13 protein-coding genes are annotated in these 12,547 nt (G+C 64.7%); 1 reads left to right on the plus strand and 12 read right to left on the minus strand.

Annotated features, from left to right (window positions below; translation table 11 throughout):
• Positions 1 to 67: 67 nt before the first annotated feature.
• From EDE08_RS11930 to EDE08_RS38385, 8 genes are all read right to left on the minus strand, one after another.
• On the minus strand, positions 68 to 259 hold the full coding sequence (locus EDE08_RS11930; protein ID WP_245524776.1) for a hypothetical protein: 192 nt from the start codon (positions 257 to 259) through the stop codon (positions 68 to 70).
• 265 nt (positions 260 to 524) lie between these two features.
• On the minus strand, positions 525 to 989 hold the full coding sequence (locus EDE08_RS11935; RefSeq protein WP_131869240.1) for a GNAT family N-acetyltransferase: 465 nt from the start codon (positions 987 to 989) through the stop codon (positions 525 to 527).
• Positions 990 to 1,007: 18 nt separating this feature from the next.
• A complete protein-coding gene (locus EDE08_RS11940) occupies positions 1,008 to 1,598 on the minus strand; it encodes a glutathione S-transferase family protein (RefSeq protein ID WP_131869239.1) in 591 nt (196 codons plus the stop codon).
• Positions 1,599 to 1,667: 69 nt separating this feature from the next.
• Positions 1,668 to 2,555 (minus strand): outer membrane protein, encoded by an 888-nt coding sequence (locus tag EDE08_RS11945; RefSeq protein WP_131869238.1) that lies wholly within the window; start codon positions 2,553 to 2,555, stop codon positions 1,668 to 1,670.
• A 167-nt stretch (positions 2,556 to 2,722) separates the two neighbouring features.
• Positions 2,723 to 3,553, minus strand: a complete 831-nt coding sequence (locus EDE08_RS11950) for an outer membrane protein (RefSeq protein WP_131869237.1) — start codon at positions 3,551 to 3,553, stop codon at positions 2,723 to 2,725.
• A 226-nt stretch (positions 3,554 to 3,779) separates the two neighbouring features.
• Positions 3,780 to 5,030, minus strand: coding sequence for an MFS transporter (locus tag EDE08_RS11955; RefSeq protein ID WP_165935877.1), 1,251 nt, complete (start codon positions 5,028 to 5,030; stop codon positions 3,780 to 3,782).
• A gap of 287 nt (positions 5,031 to 5,317) precedes the next feature.
• On the minus strand, positions 5,318 to 6,661 hold the full coding sequence (gene glmM, locus EDE08_RS11960) for a phosphoglucosamine mutase (RefSeq protein ID WP_028180072.1): 1,344 nt from the start codon (positions 6,659 to 6,661) through the stop codon (positions 5,318 to 5,320).
• Between the two features lie 224 nt (positions 6,662 to 6,885).
• Positions 6,886 to 7,053: a hypothetical protein gene (locus EDE08_RS38385; protein ID WP_165935878.1), complete on the minus strand. Its 168-nt coding sequence runs from the start codon at positions 7,051 to 7,053 to the stop codon at positions 6,886 to 6,888.
• A 114-nt stretch (positions 7,054 to 7,167) separates the two neighbouring features.
• On the opposite strand from EDE08_RS38385, the gene EDE08_RS11965 reads away from it, so the two are divergent.
• A complete protein-coding gene (locus EDE08_RS11965) occupies positions 7,168 to 8,304 on the plus strand; it encodes an alpha-hydroxy acid oxidase (RefSeq protein WP_131869236.1) in 1,137 nt (378 codons plus the stop codon).
• Positions 8,305 to 8,561: 257 nt separating this feature from the next.
• On the opposite strand, the gene EDE08_RS11970 is transcribed toward EDE08_RS11965, so the two are convergent.
• The 4 genes from EDE08_RS11970 to EDE08_RS11985 form a co-directional block, all read right to left on the minus strand.
• The gene (locus tag EDE08_RS11970) at positions 8,562 to 9,188 is read right to left on the minus strand and encodes a hypothetical protein (RefSeq protein ID WP_165935879.1); all 627 of its coding nucleotides are present in this window, start codon (positions 9,186 to 9,188) and stop codon (positions 8,562 to 8,564) included.
• Between the two features lie 65 nt (positions 9,189 to 9,253).
• Entirely contained in the window at positions 9,254 to 10,093 is an 840-nt protein-coding gene (locus EDE08_RS11975) for a shikimate dehydrogenase (protein ID WP_131869235.1), read from the minus strand.
• Positions 10,094 to 10,159: 66 nt separating this feature from the next.
• Positions 10,160 to 11,902 (minus strand): SulP family inorganic anion transporter, encoded by a 1,743-nt coding sequence (locus EDE08_RS11980; protein WP_131869234.1) that lies wholly within the window; start codon positions 11,900 to 11,902, stop codon positions 10,160 to 10,162.
• A gap of 93 nt (positions 11,903 to 11,995) precedes the next feature.
• The gene (locus EDE08_RS11985; RefSeq protein ID WP_131869233.1) at positions 11,996 to 12,268 is read right to left on the minus strand and encodes a helix-turn-helix domain-containing protein; all 273 of its coding nucleotides are present in this window, start codon (positions 12,266 to 12,268) and stop codon (positions 11,996 to 11,998) included.
• Positions 12,269 to 12,547 lie beyond the last annotated feature (279 nt).

A 12,547-nucleotide genomic window follows, 5' to 3' on the forward strand; every position in this document is an offset into this window, starting at 1 on the left:
CAGATAGTAAGCCTCCCGTTGGGGGGAGGTGTCCCGCCGCGGCTGATACGGGAATCGGGAAGAGCAGTCAAGGAAGTTCCGGGGCCTCACGTGCGAGTGATGGCGCCTCGGGTGCGATCTCCGGGGATTCGACGACGGCGAGCGCATTCAGCAAGTCCGTGGCATCGCTGATCAATTGCGCGGCCCTGCGGCGGCTGCCGACCTTCAAAATGCATTTGTCATGGGCCTGCACGACGTAGTCGTTGCCGACCTTGATCATTGAATAGCTTGTCATCGAAATCCCCGAACCAACCGAGCCCGGTGCCAAAAGCTGCCGTAGCACTGTTCGTTCCCGATTCAACGTGAACGACGGACGGGTAGTTTACCGCCCATTAAGATGAACGAATGCGCGATCCGAATTTGCTGATCGCGCAAGGCTCGCGGCCAGAGCCCCATTCCGATACAATTGGAACGGGACTCTGGATTCTCGTATTGACGCGTTTTCTTGACGCGAACCCACTTCGCTCGAAAACGCTTCCGCTGCCTCAAAAGCGGACAGTCATGCCCACATGACTCGCGGCAAATCCGAGCCGCTTGTAGAAGCGCTGCGCGTCGACGCGGGTCTGATGCGTCAGCAGTTCGACGAGATTGCAATTGCGCGCCTTCGCTTCCGCGACCGCCCATTGCACCAATTGCTCGCCGATGCCGCGGCTGCGACAATCGGAAGCAACGCGAACGTCCTCGAGCAGGCCGCGCACGCCGCCTTGCGAACTCAGTCCCGGCAGGATCGCGAGTTGCAGGCAGCCGACCACCCTGCCCGCGCTCTCGGCAACGACGAGCGTGAGATTCGGATCGCGCTCGACCCGCGCGAATGCGTCGTAATAGGAGGCGGGCAACGGATCCTCCACGCGCTCGCGCGCGCGGCCGAGATGATCGTCGGCGAGCATCGCCACGATCGCGGCGACGTCCTCGCGGCGCGCGGGACGGATGGAAACGGCTTCGGCATTCATGTCAGACAACTCCGCACCTCAGCGCGCCGGCGCAAGGCCGAGAAACGCTTCGACTTCGCCGATCCAGCGGCGGACGGACGCATGGCGGCCGAGATCGAAGCCGCCTTCATGCGCGAGGCGCGTATAGGCGAGCAGCGACACGTCGGCGAGCGAAACCTCATCGCCGGCGAAGAAGCGGCTGCCGGAGAGATGCTGCTCCATGCGGTCGAGCGCCGCATAGCCACGCATGACCTTCTCGGGATCGAGCTCGGATGCGTCCTTGCCCAGGTAGACCAGGAGGAAGCGGCACACCGCGACATAGGGCTCGTGGCTGTACTGCTCCCAGAACAGCCATTCGTCCATCTTGGCCGCGGCAAAGGCGTCGCGCGGAATGAGCGTACTGTCGCGGGCGAGATAGCGGATGATGGCGTTGGACTGTGCGAGCGTGCGGCCGTCGTCGAATTCAATGGTCGGCACCTGGCCGGCGCCGTTCATCCTGAGGAATTGCGGCGTGCGCGTCTCGCCCTTGCGCGTGTCGATCTCGATCCACTGGTAGGGCACTGCGAGCTTGTCGCAGACCCACTTCACCTTCAGACAGTTTCCGGAATTGCCGTCGCCGTAGATCTTCATCGCTGCCGCCCCGCCTTCGGGCGACAGAGCATCAGGACAGAGGGAATCTGTCAACAGGAAGCGGACGGCTCAGAACTTGTAGCCGAGCCCGACGCGCGCGCTGTTCAGAACCACCGATGTGTTCATGACCGGAGAGAATTGCACGTACTCGTATTCGACGCGCGCGAACAGGCCGGCCCACAGGCAATATTCCAACCCGATGCCGGCGGTCCAGCCGGGCACGAAGGCGTTGCTCTTGTGCTGGCTCTGCGTCTGCGATTGCGTCGGGACGGCGCGCGTCGCTCCCGTCACGATCGCCGTGTTGCCGAACGCATCCGTAACGGTCGTATCCTGGCGGAACGTGACATTGCTCGTCACCGTGCGAGAGACATCCATGCGCCCGACGACGGCACCGGCAAAGATGTAAGGCATGAAGTCGCCGCCGTCCCAGCCCACACGCCCGCGCAGCGTGACCATGTCCTTGACCTGCGCTGCGGCAGCTCCGGTCAACGTCACGCCCCAATGGTTGGTGGCGCCTTCAGGCACCACGTCGCCGGGCGGGTTGATGATGTCGAGCGAGTTGACGCCGATCGACGACGCCTTGAGGTTGTTGAAATAGGTGTAGGTGCCTTCGAGACTGAGAATGGCATCGTACCATTGCCAGTTGCGGCCGACGAAGCCGCCGAAATTCGTGCCTTGCGCGGTGTTCTTGGACAGCAGCGACCACGACGAGGTCGGCTGCTGAAGCACGCTGTCGCGGAAGATGTAGTTGGTCAGGCCGACCACGCTCTGGCCGAAATCGGACGAGTCGGTCGTGTAGCCGAAGTGACCGCCGACATAGAAGCCATCCCAATTCTGGGTCGTCTTCGACAGGCCCTCGGTGTAGCCGCCGCGCAGGACGGGCAGATCCGGCATGTCGGCCGCGTGCGCGGCAGACACCGTCCCCAACATCGCCGCCCCCAACAAAAGCCCACGCATCGCAACGCTCCATCGACTCGAACTTTCGCCCGTGATCATGGCTCGTTAACCTTAACCAATGGTTGCGGTAGGCAATTTCGTCAGTGCGAGCCGTGAAAAATACGCAAAGCAAAACGGCGCGGGATGATCCCGCGCCGTTAAGAGACGTTAAGCGATGAGGCTGACGATCAGCCCTTGGTGACGAGCGGCGGCGGCATGTAGGCCGGCGGGCTGCTGAGATCCCAGCGCACGCCGAGCTTGATGTCGTGCGAGGTGATGTCCTTGATCTTGATCGAGGTCGGGCCGGAGGCACTGTTGTCGAACAGGCGATAGTTGCCGGGCGCGGCGTCGCCGAGGTCCATGTAGCTGTAGGCCAGTTCGACCGTGAAGCCGGGGTTGACCTTGTAGGCGAGACCGGCGTGAGCGGCCCAGGCGAAGTTCCACTTTCCGTTGTCGGCGAAATAGGCGACGCTGTTGTTGAGCCCCGGGCTGTACGAGACGCCGTCGTCCCGGAAGCCGCTGATCTTGTTGTAGGAGCCGCCGACGCCGGCACCGATGAACGGCGTAATGCACCACCAGGTGCCGAGATCGACATAGGCGTTGGCCATGACGACCCACTCGGACTTGCTGCCGCTGTAATTGTTGGAGCCGACGAAGCCTGGCCCAATGACGTTGTCTGCACCATGCAGGGTGGCCTTGCCCCGGTACTGGCCGATCACGTCCGCACGGAACCAGTTGTTGAAGCGATAGCCGACGCCGAGACCGAACAGCGGCGACGAGTCGAAGCCGAACCCCTCCGTCGTCTTCTGATACCCAGCCGGCAAGGCGGCGTCGATGCTCTTGGCGCGCTGATTGGTCATGCCGATGTCGCCGCGCAGATACCAGCCGCCGAAATCGGCGGGCGGGGCGGGCGGCGCGTACATGGGAGGGGGCGCCGCGATCGGCATATCGGCGGCGAACGCCATCGACGAGATCAGGGTTGCCGCACCCGCGGCAAGCAGAGACTTAACGCTACGCATTGCTTCGTCCTTTTGGCCGGTGAGGCAAAGACGGGCGCCCCACGTTCTGGAAACTCACGACCCGGACGATGGCAGCAAATGTTTAAGCGCCACTTAACCCTAATTTTTAAGGTTGATTTTTTCTCTACCTACACGCCGATGCGGCGGCAGCGTTGCAAAAATGCAGCGCGGGGCGGGCGCATTTCCTAACGATGTATGAAGCTGCAACGCAGCGAATAGTAATGCGTTAACGCACGTGCCGCGGCAGCTTGGGCAGGAACACCGCAAGCAAGCCAATCGCCGGCAAATATGCGCAGACCTGGTAGACGAACTCGATCGAGGTGTGGTCGGCGAGCTTGCCGAGCGCGGCCGCGCCGAGGCCGCCGATGCCGAAGGCGACGCCGAAGAACACGCCGGAGATCATGCCGAAGCGGTGCGGCACCAGCTCCTGTGCGAACACGATGATCGACGAGGTCGTCGAGGAGATGATCAGGCCGATGACGACGCTGAGCACGGCACTGGCAACCAGCCCGGCGTAGGGCAGCGCCAGCGTGAACGGCAGCGCGCCCAGGATCGAGATCCAGATCACGATCTTGCGGCCGAAGCGGTCGCCCAGGGGGCCGCCGAGAAACGCACCCACGGCGTTCGCGGCGAGGAAGATGAAGAGATAGATCTGGGCTGCCTGCGTCGACACGCCGAAACGATCGATCAGGTAGAAGATGTAGTAGCTCGACAGGCTCGAGACGTAGAGCTGCTTCGAGAACAGCAGCGCGACCAGCACCGCCAGCGCCACTGCGACGCGGCGCGAGCTCGGCGCGTCGGGATGGGCCTGAACCGAGGCCGTCTTCTTCGCCTTGATCTGCGGCGCATACCAGCGACCGATGCGCCAGAGGATGAGGATCGCGAGGAACGCGATCGAGGAGAACCAGGCGATGCTGCCCTGACCGAACGGCACCACGATCAGCGCGGCGAGCACCGGCCCCATCGAGGTGCCGAAGCTGCCGCCGAGCTGGAACACCGACTGCGCAAAACCGTAGCGGCCGCCGGATGCGAGTCGCGCGATGCGCGCCGACTCGGGGTGAAACACGGCCGAGCCGAGGCCGACCAGCGCGGCAGCGACGAGGATGACGAGATACTGGTGCGCGGCGCTGAGCAGCAGCAGGCCGAAGAAGGTCGAGGCCATGCCGATCGCCAGCGAATAGGGCTGTGCCTTCTTGTCGGTGTAGTGCCCGACCACCGGCTGGAGCAGCGAGGCCGTGAACTGGAAGGCCAGCGTGATCATGCCGATCTGCGCGAAGTCGAGCGCGTAGGTGTCCTTCAGGATCGGATAGACCGAGGCGATCAGCGACTGCATGGTGTCGTTGAGGAAGTGCGAGAAGCTGATGCCGGCGAGCACGATGTAAGCCGGCCCCGCCGCCTTGGCGGCAGCGGGCGACACGTCGCTGACGACAACGGGCTCGGTCAGCGTTTCCTCTGAGACGACGACAGGCTTGTTCAATGCAGCGGTCCCGGCGCGGCAGATTGCCGCGACGCGCTGATTACGATGCAGGGCGTGGAGGAACCACCGCCAATCGCAAATGGCTGGGATGCGTGGGTCTGGCCGATCGGGACTGCTCACCCTCCCCTGGAGGGGGAGGGTCGTCTCGCATTGAGCGCAGCGAAATGCGAGACGGGGTGGGGTGACAGTCTCTCCGCATCGAACAGTGCCCGAGTGGAGAGATCACCCCACCCCGCTCGCGCTATGCGCGATCGACCCTCCCCCTCCAGGGGAGGGTAAGAAGCGACTCACGCCGCCGCTTGCCCCAGCGCCAGGACGATGGTGTCGACGACGTCCTCGACCAGGATGCGGTCCTCGCCCTCGCCCATGACGCGGATCACGGGCTCGGTGCCGGAAGAACGGATCAGCAGACGGCCGTGGCCGTTGAGGCGCATCTCTCCGTCGGAGATCGCCGACTTGACGTCGGAATCGTCGAGCGGCTTGCCGCCCTTGTGACGGACGTTCTTGAGGATCTGCGGCAGCGGGTCGAAGCGGTGGCAGACCTCCGAGACCGGCCGGCGCAGCTTCTGCACCACGGCCAGCACCTGCAAGGCAGCCACGAAGCCGTCGCCGGTGGTGGCGTAGTCGGAGAGGATGATGTGGCCGGACTGCTCGCCGCCGAGATTGTAGCCGCCGTTCAGCATCTGCTCGAGCACGTAGCGATCGCCGACCGGCGTACGCACGAGATCGAGCCCCTGCCCTTTCAGGAAGCGCTCCAGGCCGAGATTAGACATCACGGTGGCGACGATGCCCGGGCGCGACAGGCGTCCGTCCTCCTTCCAGCTCTGCGCGATCACCGCGAGCAGCTGGTCGCCGTCGACGATGTGGCCGCGCTCGTCGACCAGGATGACGCGATCGGCGTCGCCGTCGAGCGCGATGCCGATATCGGCGCGCATCTCGCGCACTTTCTTCGACAGCGCTTCCGGCGAGGTCGAGCCGCATTCCTTGTTGATGTTGAAGCCGTCGGGCTCGACGCCGATCGCCACCACGTCGGCGCCCAGCTCCCACAGCGCCTCCGGCACCACCTTGTAGGCGGCACCGTTGGCGCAATCGATCACGACGCGCAGGCCGTCGAGCGACAGATCGCGCGGCAGCGTGCGCTTGGCGAATTCGATGTAGCGGTCGTGCACACCGTCGATGCGGCGGGCGCGGCCCAGGCTCGCACTTTGTGCCAGCCTCCTGTCGAGAGATTCGTCGAGCAGCTGCTCGATCTGCTTCTCGACGTCGTCGGAAAGCTTGAAGCCCTGCGGGCCGAACAGCTTGATGCCATTGTCCTCGAACAGATTGTGCGAGGCCGAGATCATCACGCCGAGATCGGCGCGCATCGACTTGGTCAGCATCGCGACCGCCGGCGTCGGCATCGGGCCGACCAGCAGCACGTCCATGCCGACCGAGGTGAAGCCTGCGACCATCGCGTATTCGATCATGTAGCCGGACAGGCGGGTGTCCTTGCCGATCACGACCCTGTGGCGGTGGTCGCCGCGCTGAAACGCAAGGCCCGCGGCCTGGCCGACCTTGAGCGCGAGCTCCGGCGTGATCAGTCCGTTGGCGCGGCCCCGAATCCCGTCCGTCCCGAAATATTTGCGGCTCATATCGTCCCCCAAAGGCAACAACCAGGGGATCCCCTCTACAACCACGGGATGCCCGAAAGGGCCCCGCATCCCTGATTTGCTGGGGGTCTTATAATGCTATCGCGGCTAACTTGGCTTCAAGAAATATGATGAATCATTACGGAACCGGGCGCGGCGCCGGCTCAGTAAGATCTTGTTAACACTATATTTCCGGCCGGAACACGGCGCCGAGGCGGAACCCGCCCCTAGCGGGTGCGCTTCACATGGCCATCCTCGCGGCTCGGCGCCGGCTGGGTGACATTGACGGGATCCGAGCCCGGAAAGGTCTCTTCCAATCCCTCTTCCAGCGCCTCCTCGAGATCGTGCTTCTCCTTGATCTCTTCCGGCGAAGGTCCAGCGTGCGGCCTCGTCATCGCGCCCTCCTGCAAAACGTCCTGCAAACGATTTGGCTATGCATCCAACCATGCTAGATGACCCCGAAATCTTCCGATGCAAGACTTCCAAGCAAGACGGGCCGGGGAAAAGACATGAAGCACATCACCTGTATCGATGATCTTCGCGCGCTGCATCAGCGCCGCGTGCCGAAGGCGTTCTTCGATTATTGCGACCGCGGCTCCTATGCGGAGGAAACGCTGCGCGCCAACCGCGAGGACATGCAGGCGATCAAATTCCGCCAGCGCATCCTGGTCGACGTCTCCAAGCGCGACACCTCGACCACGATCCTGGGCGAGCCCGCGACCATGCCGCTGATGCTCGCGCCCGTCGGCCTTCTCGGCATGCAGCACGGCGACGGCGAGATCCACGCCTGCCGCGCCGCACAGGCCGCCGGCATCCCGTTCACGCAATCGACCATGTCGATCTGCTCGATCGAGGACATCGCCGCCAATGTCGAGAAGCCGTTCTGGTTCCAGCTCTACGTGATGAAGGACCGCGGCTTCATCAAGGCGTTGATCGAGCGCGCGATCGCGGCCAAGTGCAGCGCATTGGTGCTGACCGTCGACCTGCAGGTGATCGGCCAACGCCATGCCGACATCAAGAACGGCATGACGGTGCCGCCGGAATGGTCGCTGTCGAAGCTGCTGGACTTCGCCAGCAAGCCCGCCTGGGTCTCCGGCGTGCTGCAAGGCAAGCGCCGCACCTTCGGTAATCTCGCCGGTCATCTGAAGGTCAGCGACGACATCACCTCGCTATCGACCTGGATCAGCTCGCAATTCGACACCTCGCTGAACTGGAACGACATCGACTGGATCCGCTCGATCTGGCCGGGCAAGCTGATCCTGAAGGGCATCCTCGACGTCGAGGATGCCGAGCTCGCCGCAAAGACCGGTGCGCAGGCGATCGTGGTCTCCAACCACGGCGGCCGTCAGCTCGACGGTGCACCGTCCTCGATCGAGGTCCTGCCCGAAATCGTCGACACCGTCGGTGACAAGATGGAGATCATGTTCGACGGCGGCATCCGCTCCGGCCAGGACGTGATGCGCGCGCTCGCGCTCGGCGCAAAATCCTGCATGATCGGCCGCGCCTATGCCTACGGCCTCGGTGCCGGCGGCCAGGCCGGCGTCGCCAAGGCGATCGACATCATCCAGAAGGAGCTGCTCACCACCATGGGCCTGTGCGGCGTCAACCGGATCGACGAGATCGACGATCATATCATTGCGATGTGAGCACCGAGGCGCAAGAAGCGGGCCTCGAATCACGGCTGTCGTCCCGGACAAGCGTAGCTTCTGGCAACGCAGAGTTTGTCAGGAGCGGAGCGCTGATCCGGGACCCATAACCACAGGCGGACGTGGTTACGGGGACTCGGAGTTATCCGTCTTGCGCAACAACCTCTCCCTGGGGTTATGGGTCCCGGATCGGCGCGCGCCTTGAGGGCGCGCTTGTCCGGGACGACAGCCGAGATTGTGGTGACGGTATCCGCCCCTCACATCGGCGGCGCCAGGCCGTCGCGGCCGACGCTGACGCGGTTGGTCTCGAACGAGCCGTCGGGCAATTGCTTCATGAAGGCGATGACCTTCGCACCCGGCTTCAACTCGGATTTGTCGCTCGGCACGAAGGTCACCACCGGCGTGTTGTCGGCGACGAACACCTTCTTCTCGCCGTCCTTGTACTTGACCAGCAGCGTGTGACCATCATTGCCGACGACGCTTTCGGCCACGGTCGCATTGGTCATGCTGGAGTTCGGCTTGAGGTCCCAGGGCCGGGAGCCCTCGCCGGTGCCGCGCATGCTCTCCGGAAACACGTGAACCTCGACCGCGTTCTGGCTGCCGTCCGGTCCCGGCACGGTGGTCGCACCGATGAACGAACCCGGCTTGATGTCCGCGAGTGAAATCCTGGTGATCCCCGACACGTTCACGTCGGAGGCGATATGAAGCTTGACGTCTTCACCGCTGCGCGACTTGACCTGCATGGTGTCGCCATTGACGCTCTCGATCGTGCCGCGCACGCGCGTCGGCACCGGCGCCCGCTGGGCAAAGGCGCAGTAGGTCGAGACGGCCACCATCGCGACGGCGATCAGCGGACGTGTGAAAGTTGCACGTTGAACAGACATGACGGTCTCCGATTGCCCCACGACGGTAGAACTCCGGAGATGGTGTGCTATTCGCCGCGCCCCACTCAAGTCTTTGTGAGATCGGCCTCGACCAATGCGCGCAGTTCGGCCGTGACCTCGGGCCGGCGGCCGAACCACAGCTCGAAGCCGCGCACCGCCTGATGCAGCAGCATGCCGAGCCCGTCGGCGGTCTTCAGGCCGCGCGACGTTGCTGCGGCCAGCAGCGGCGTCACCAAGGGAACATAGACGAGGTCGACGACGACCGCCGCCTGCGGCAGGCGCGCGACGTCAACATCGAGCGAAGGCTGGCCGTGCATGCCGAGCGAAGTCGTGTTCACGAGAAGTTTCACGCGCGGCAGCACATCGTTGATCGCGTCCCACGGCAGCGGACGCACGTTCGGCCCGAACTGCGTTGCCAGCGTCTCAGCCCGCGCGACGGTGCGATTGGCGACATGCACGCTCTTAATGCCGCGTTCCAGCAGGCCGAACACGACCGCGCGCGCGGAGCCTCCGGCGCCCAGCACCAGCGCCTGCTCGGCCGCGCCCCAGCCGGGCGCGCTGGCGTCGAGATTGCCAATGAAACCTTCGACATCGGTGTTGGTCGAACGCAGCTCGCCGTCGGCAAACCACAACGTGTTCGCGGCGCCGACCGCCTTTGCGCGGGCGTCAGGCGTCGACAGCGCCAGCACGGCTTCCTTGTGCGGGATGGTGACGTTGGCCCCGACGAAGCCGCGGAGCGACAGCCGCAACACGAAATCGCGCAGATTCTCGGGCGGCACCGCCTCGATGACGTAGCCGCCTGCAATGCCGAGCGTGCGCAGCCAGTAATGATGGATCAGCGGCGAGCGCGAATGCGCGGCCGGCCATCCGATCAGACAGGCTGCGGGAGTTCTTGGCGCGGTCATCTTTCCCTCGGGTCGTTTCCGAGGCGATCCATTTCGCGTCGCGCCCGCTCTGTCAAGCGTACGTCGTCAGCTCGCAGCGGGCTCGTCGGCAGCCCGGCTCTTGATGTCGGCGATGGCGCGCTCGAGGCTCGTGCGATAGCGTGCGCGCGGCGGCGTCACGCCATGGGTGAGCAGCGCGCGGCGGACCGTGGGCGAGGCTCCCGTGATGAACAGCTTGATGCCCTGGCGGTGCGCCTTGGCGGCGACGCGGCCGAGCACGTTGGCCGCGGTCGAATCCAGGAACGGCACCGCGGCGAAATCGACCACGAAGGCCTTGCGCTCGTCGGCGATGCCATCGAGCACGCCGCCGATCGCCGAGGCCGCGCCGAAGAAGAACGCACCGGTGATGCGATAGACCAGCACGTCGCGGTCGACCGCGAGGGCGGAATCGTAGGGAACGCGATCGCCATTGCCATCGTCAGGGCGATCGGCCGCCACCAGCGGCGTGCGTTCCTCGATGCCCGTCATCTCCGCCATGCGATGGATGAACAGCACCGCGCCGAGCGCGAAGCCGACCAGGATGCCCTCGGTGAGATCGCGGAAGACCGTGAGCAGGAAGGTCGCCAGCAGCACCACGGCATCGCCCCATGACGAACGCAGGAGCGTGGCGAATTCGTGCTTCTCCGCCATGGTCCAGGCCACCACGACCAGCACGGAGGCGAGCGCGGCCAGCGGAATGTAGCTCGCCAGCGGCGCCGCGATCAGCATGAACAGCAGCAGGAACACCGAATGCAGCATGCCCGCGAGCGGTCCGCGCGCGCCGGCGCGGATGTTGGTGGCGGTGCGTGCGATCAGGCCGGTGACGCAGATGCCGCCGAACAGCGCCGAGCCGATATTGGCCGCGCCTTGCGCCACCAGTTCGCAATTGGAGCGGTGACGGCGGCCGGTCATGCCGTCCGCGACCACCGCCGACAGCAGCGATTCGATGGCGGCCAGCAGCGCGAAGGCGATCGCATCCGGCAGCACCGCCCTTGCCTTCTCCAGCGAGAACGCGGGCAGCGTGGGCGAGGGCAATTCGCGCGGAATACCGCCGAAGCGCGAGCCGATGGTCTCGACCGGGAGCGACAGCATTGCAGTCGCGACCGCCGCAAACACGACCGCGATCAGGATGCCGGGCCAGGACGGCCGCCAGCGGCGCAAGCCGGCGATGATGGCGATGCTGACGATGGCGACAGCGACGGCAGACGGATTGATGGTGTTGAGGCCGCCGGCGAGCGCAACGAGCTTTGGCACGAACTCGCTGGGTTCTTTCCCTGCGAGCGTGATGCCTGAGAGATCGCGGAGCTGGCTGGCGAAGATGATCACGGCGATGCCGGCGGTGAAGCCGACCGTCACCGGATAGGGGATGAACTTGATGTAGGTGCCGACCCGTAGCAGGCCCGCGGCGACCAGGAACAGGCCCGCCATCATGGTGGCGAGGATGACGCCATCGACGCCGTGCCGCTCCGCGGTCGCTGCGACCAATACGATGAACGCGCCCGCAGGCCCGCCGATCTGGAAGCGGCTGCCGCCGAGCAGGGAGGCGATGAAGCCGCCGACGACGGCGGTATAGAGACCGCGGTCCGGCGTCACGCCCGAGGCGATCGCGATCGCCATCGACAGCGGCAGCGCGACGATCGCAACGGTCAGGCCGGCGAAGACGTCGGCACGGAAATCCGCGATGCCGTAGCCTTCGCGCCAGACGGTGACGAGCTTCGGCAAATACAGTTCGGCAAAGGTCGGCTGACGCAGCTGGTGCAGCCGGCTTGCCTGATCGGTCGTGATGCTCATGCCCACAATGCTCCAAAGCACCATGCGCCCCTTCGTTGCCGAGGTGCGACGATGCGCTAGCCCATCCTGATTCCGGGCACGATCAACGCGCGATCATGCTCCGACGCGGCGCGGCTGCCCCGGCTCCTTCAGGCGAACGCCACGCCCACCGCCGTCGCTGCGGGCCTGCTCGCCGATCAGCTCGACGCCGGCCCGGTCGAACGCCTCGACCACCTTGATCAGGGTTTCGACCACGCCACGAACATTGCCGGTGCTGGCCTCCATCCGCTGGATGGTCGGCAGCGAAACGCCGGCGAGCTCGGCCAAGGTTTTCTGGTCAATGCCGAGCAGCGCGCGGGCTGCCCGCATCTGGAATGCCGTGATCACCTTGGCCTCACTTATCAGCCCCTATAAATGATATCTAGAACATATACAATGATGTAAAATGCATCAAGCAAAATCGAACAGAAGAGCTAACCTCTCCCGGTTCTTCCGCGGGGAGAGGTTCTGCGAATCCTCGCGTCAGCCTGAGGCAGGTCCGCATCCACATCGTCACTGCGAGCCAACGGGGCCGCGCGTCGCGTGGACCCGTTGGCTCGCAATGACGGTGGGAGGAGAACGGGAGAGTCCAACTTTTGCCGCACCCGCGGAAGCAGCCCCTGACCC

Source organism: Bradyrhizobium sp. R2.2-H (genome assembly GCF_004346455.1).
Classification (GTDB): domain Bacteria; phylum Pseudomonadota; class Alphaproteobacteria; order Rhizobiales; family Xanthobacteraceae; genus Bradyrhizobium; species Bradyrhizobium diversitatis.

Coding starts and splice junctions, on each gene's coding strand:
- EDE08_RS11975 (WP_131869235.1), bottom strand. CDS start 10,093: ATGACCGCGCCAAGAACTCCCGCAGCCTGTCTGATCGGATGGCCGGCC.
- EDE08_RS11970 (WP_165935879.1), bottom strand. CDS start 9,188: ATGTCTGTTCAACGTGCAACTTTCACACGTCCGCTGATCGCCGTCGCG.
- EDE08_RS11940 (WP_131869239.1), bottom strand. CDS start 1,598: ATGAAGATCTACGGCGACGGCAATTCCGGAAACTGTCTGAAGGTGAAG.
- EDE08_RS11980 (WP_131869234.1), bottom strand. CDS start 11,902: ATGAGCATCACGACCGATCAGGCAAGCCGGCTGCACCAGCTGCGTCAG.
- EDE08_RS11930 (WP_245524776.1), bottom strand. CDS start 259: ATGATCAAGGTCGGCAACGACTACGTCGTGCAGGCCCATGACAAATGC.
- EDE08_RS11965 (WP_131869236.1), top strand. CDS start 7,168: ATGAAGCACATCACCTGTATCGATGATCTTCGCGCGCTGCATCAGCGC.
- EDE08_RS38385 (WP_165935878.1), bottom strand. CDS start 7,053: ATGACGAGGCCGCACGCTGGACCTTCGCCGGAAGAGATCAAGGAGAAG.
- glmM (WP_028180072.1), bottom strand. CDS start 6,661: ATGAGCCGCAAATATTTCGGGACGGACGGGATTCGGGGCCGCGCCAAC.
- EDE08_RS11935 (WP_131869240.1), bottom strand. CDS start 989: ATGAATGCCGAAGCCGTTTCCATCCGTCCCGCGCGCCGCGAGGACGTC.
- EDE08_RS11945 (WP_131869238.1), bottom strand. CDS start 2,555: ATGCGTGGGCTTTTGTTGGGGGCGGCGATGTTGGGGACGGTGTCTGCC.
- EDE08_RS11950 (WP_131869237.1), bottom strand. CDS start 3,553: ATGCGTAGCGTTAAGTCTCTGCTTGCCGCGGGTGCGGCAACCCTGATC.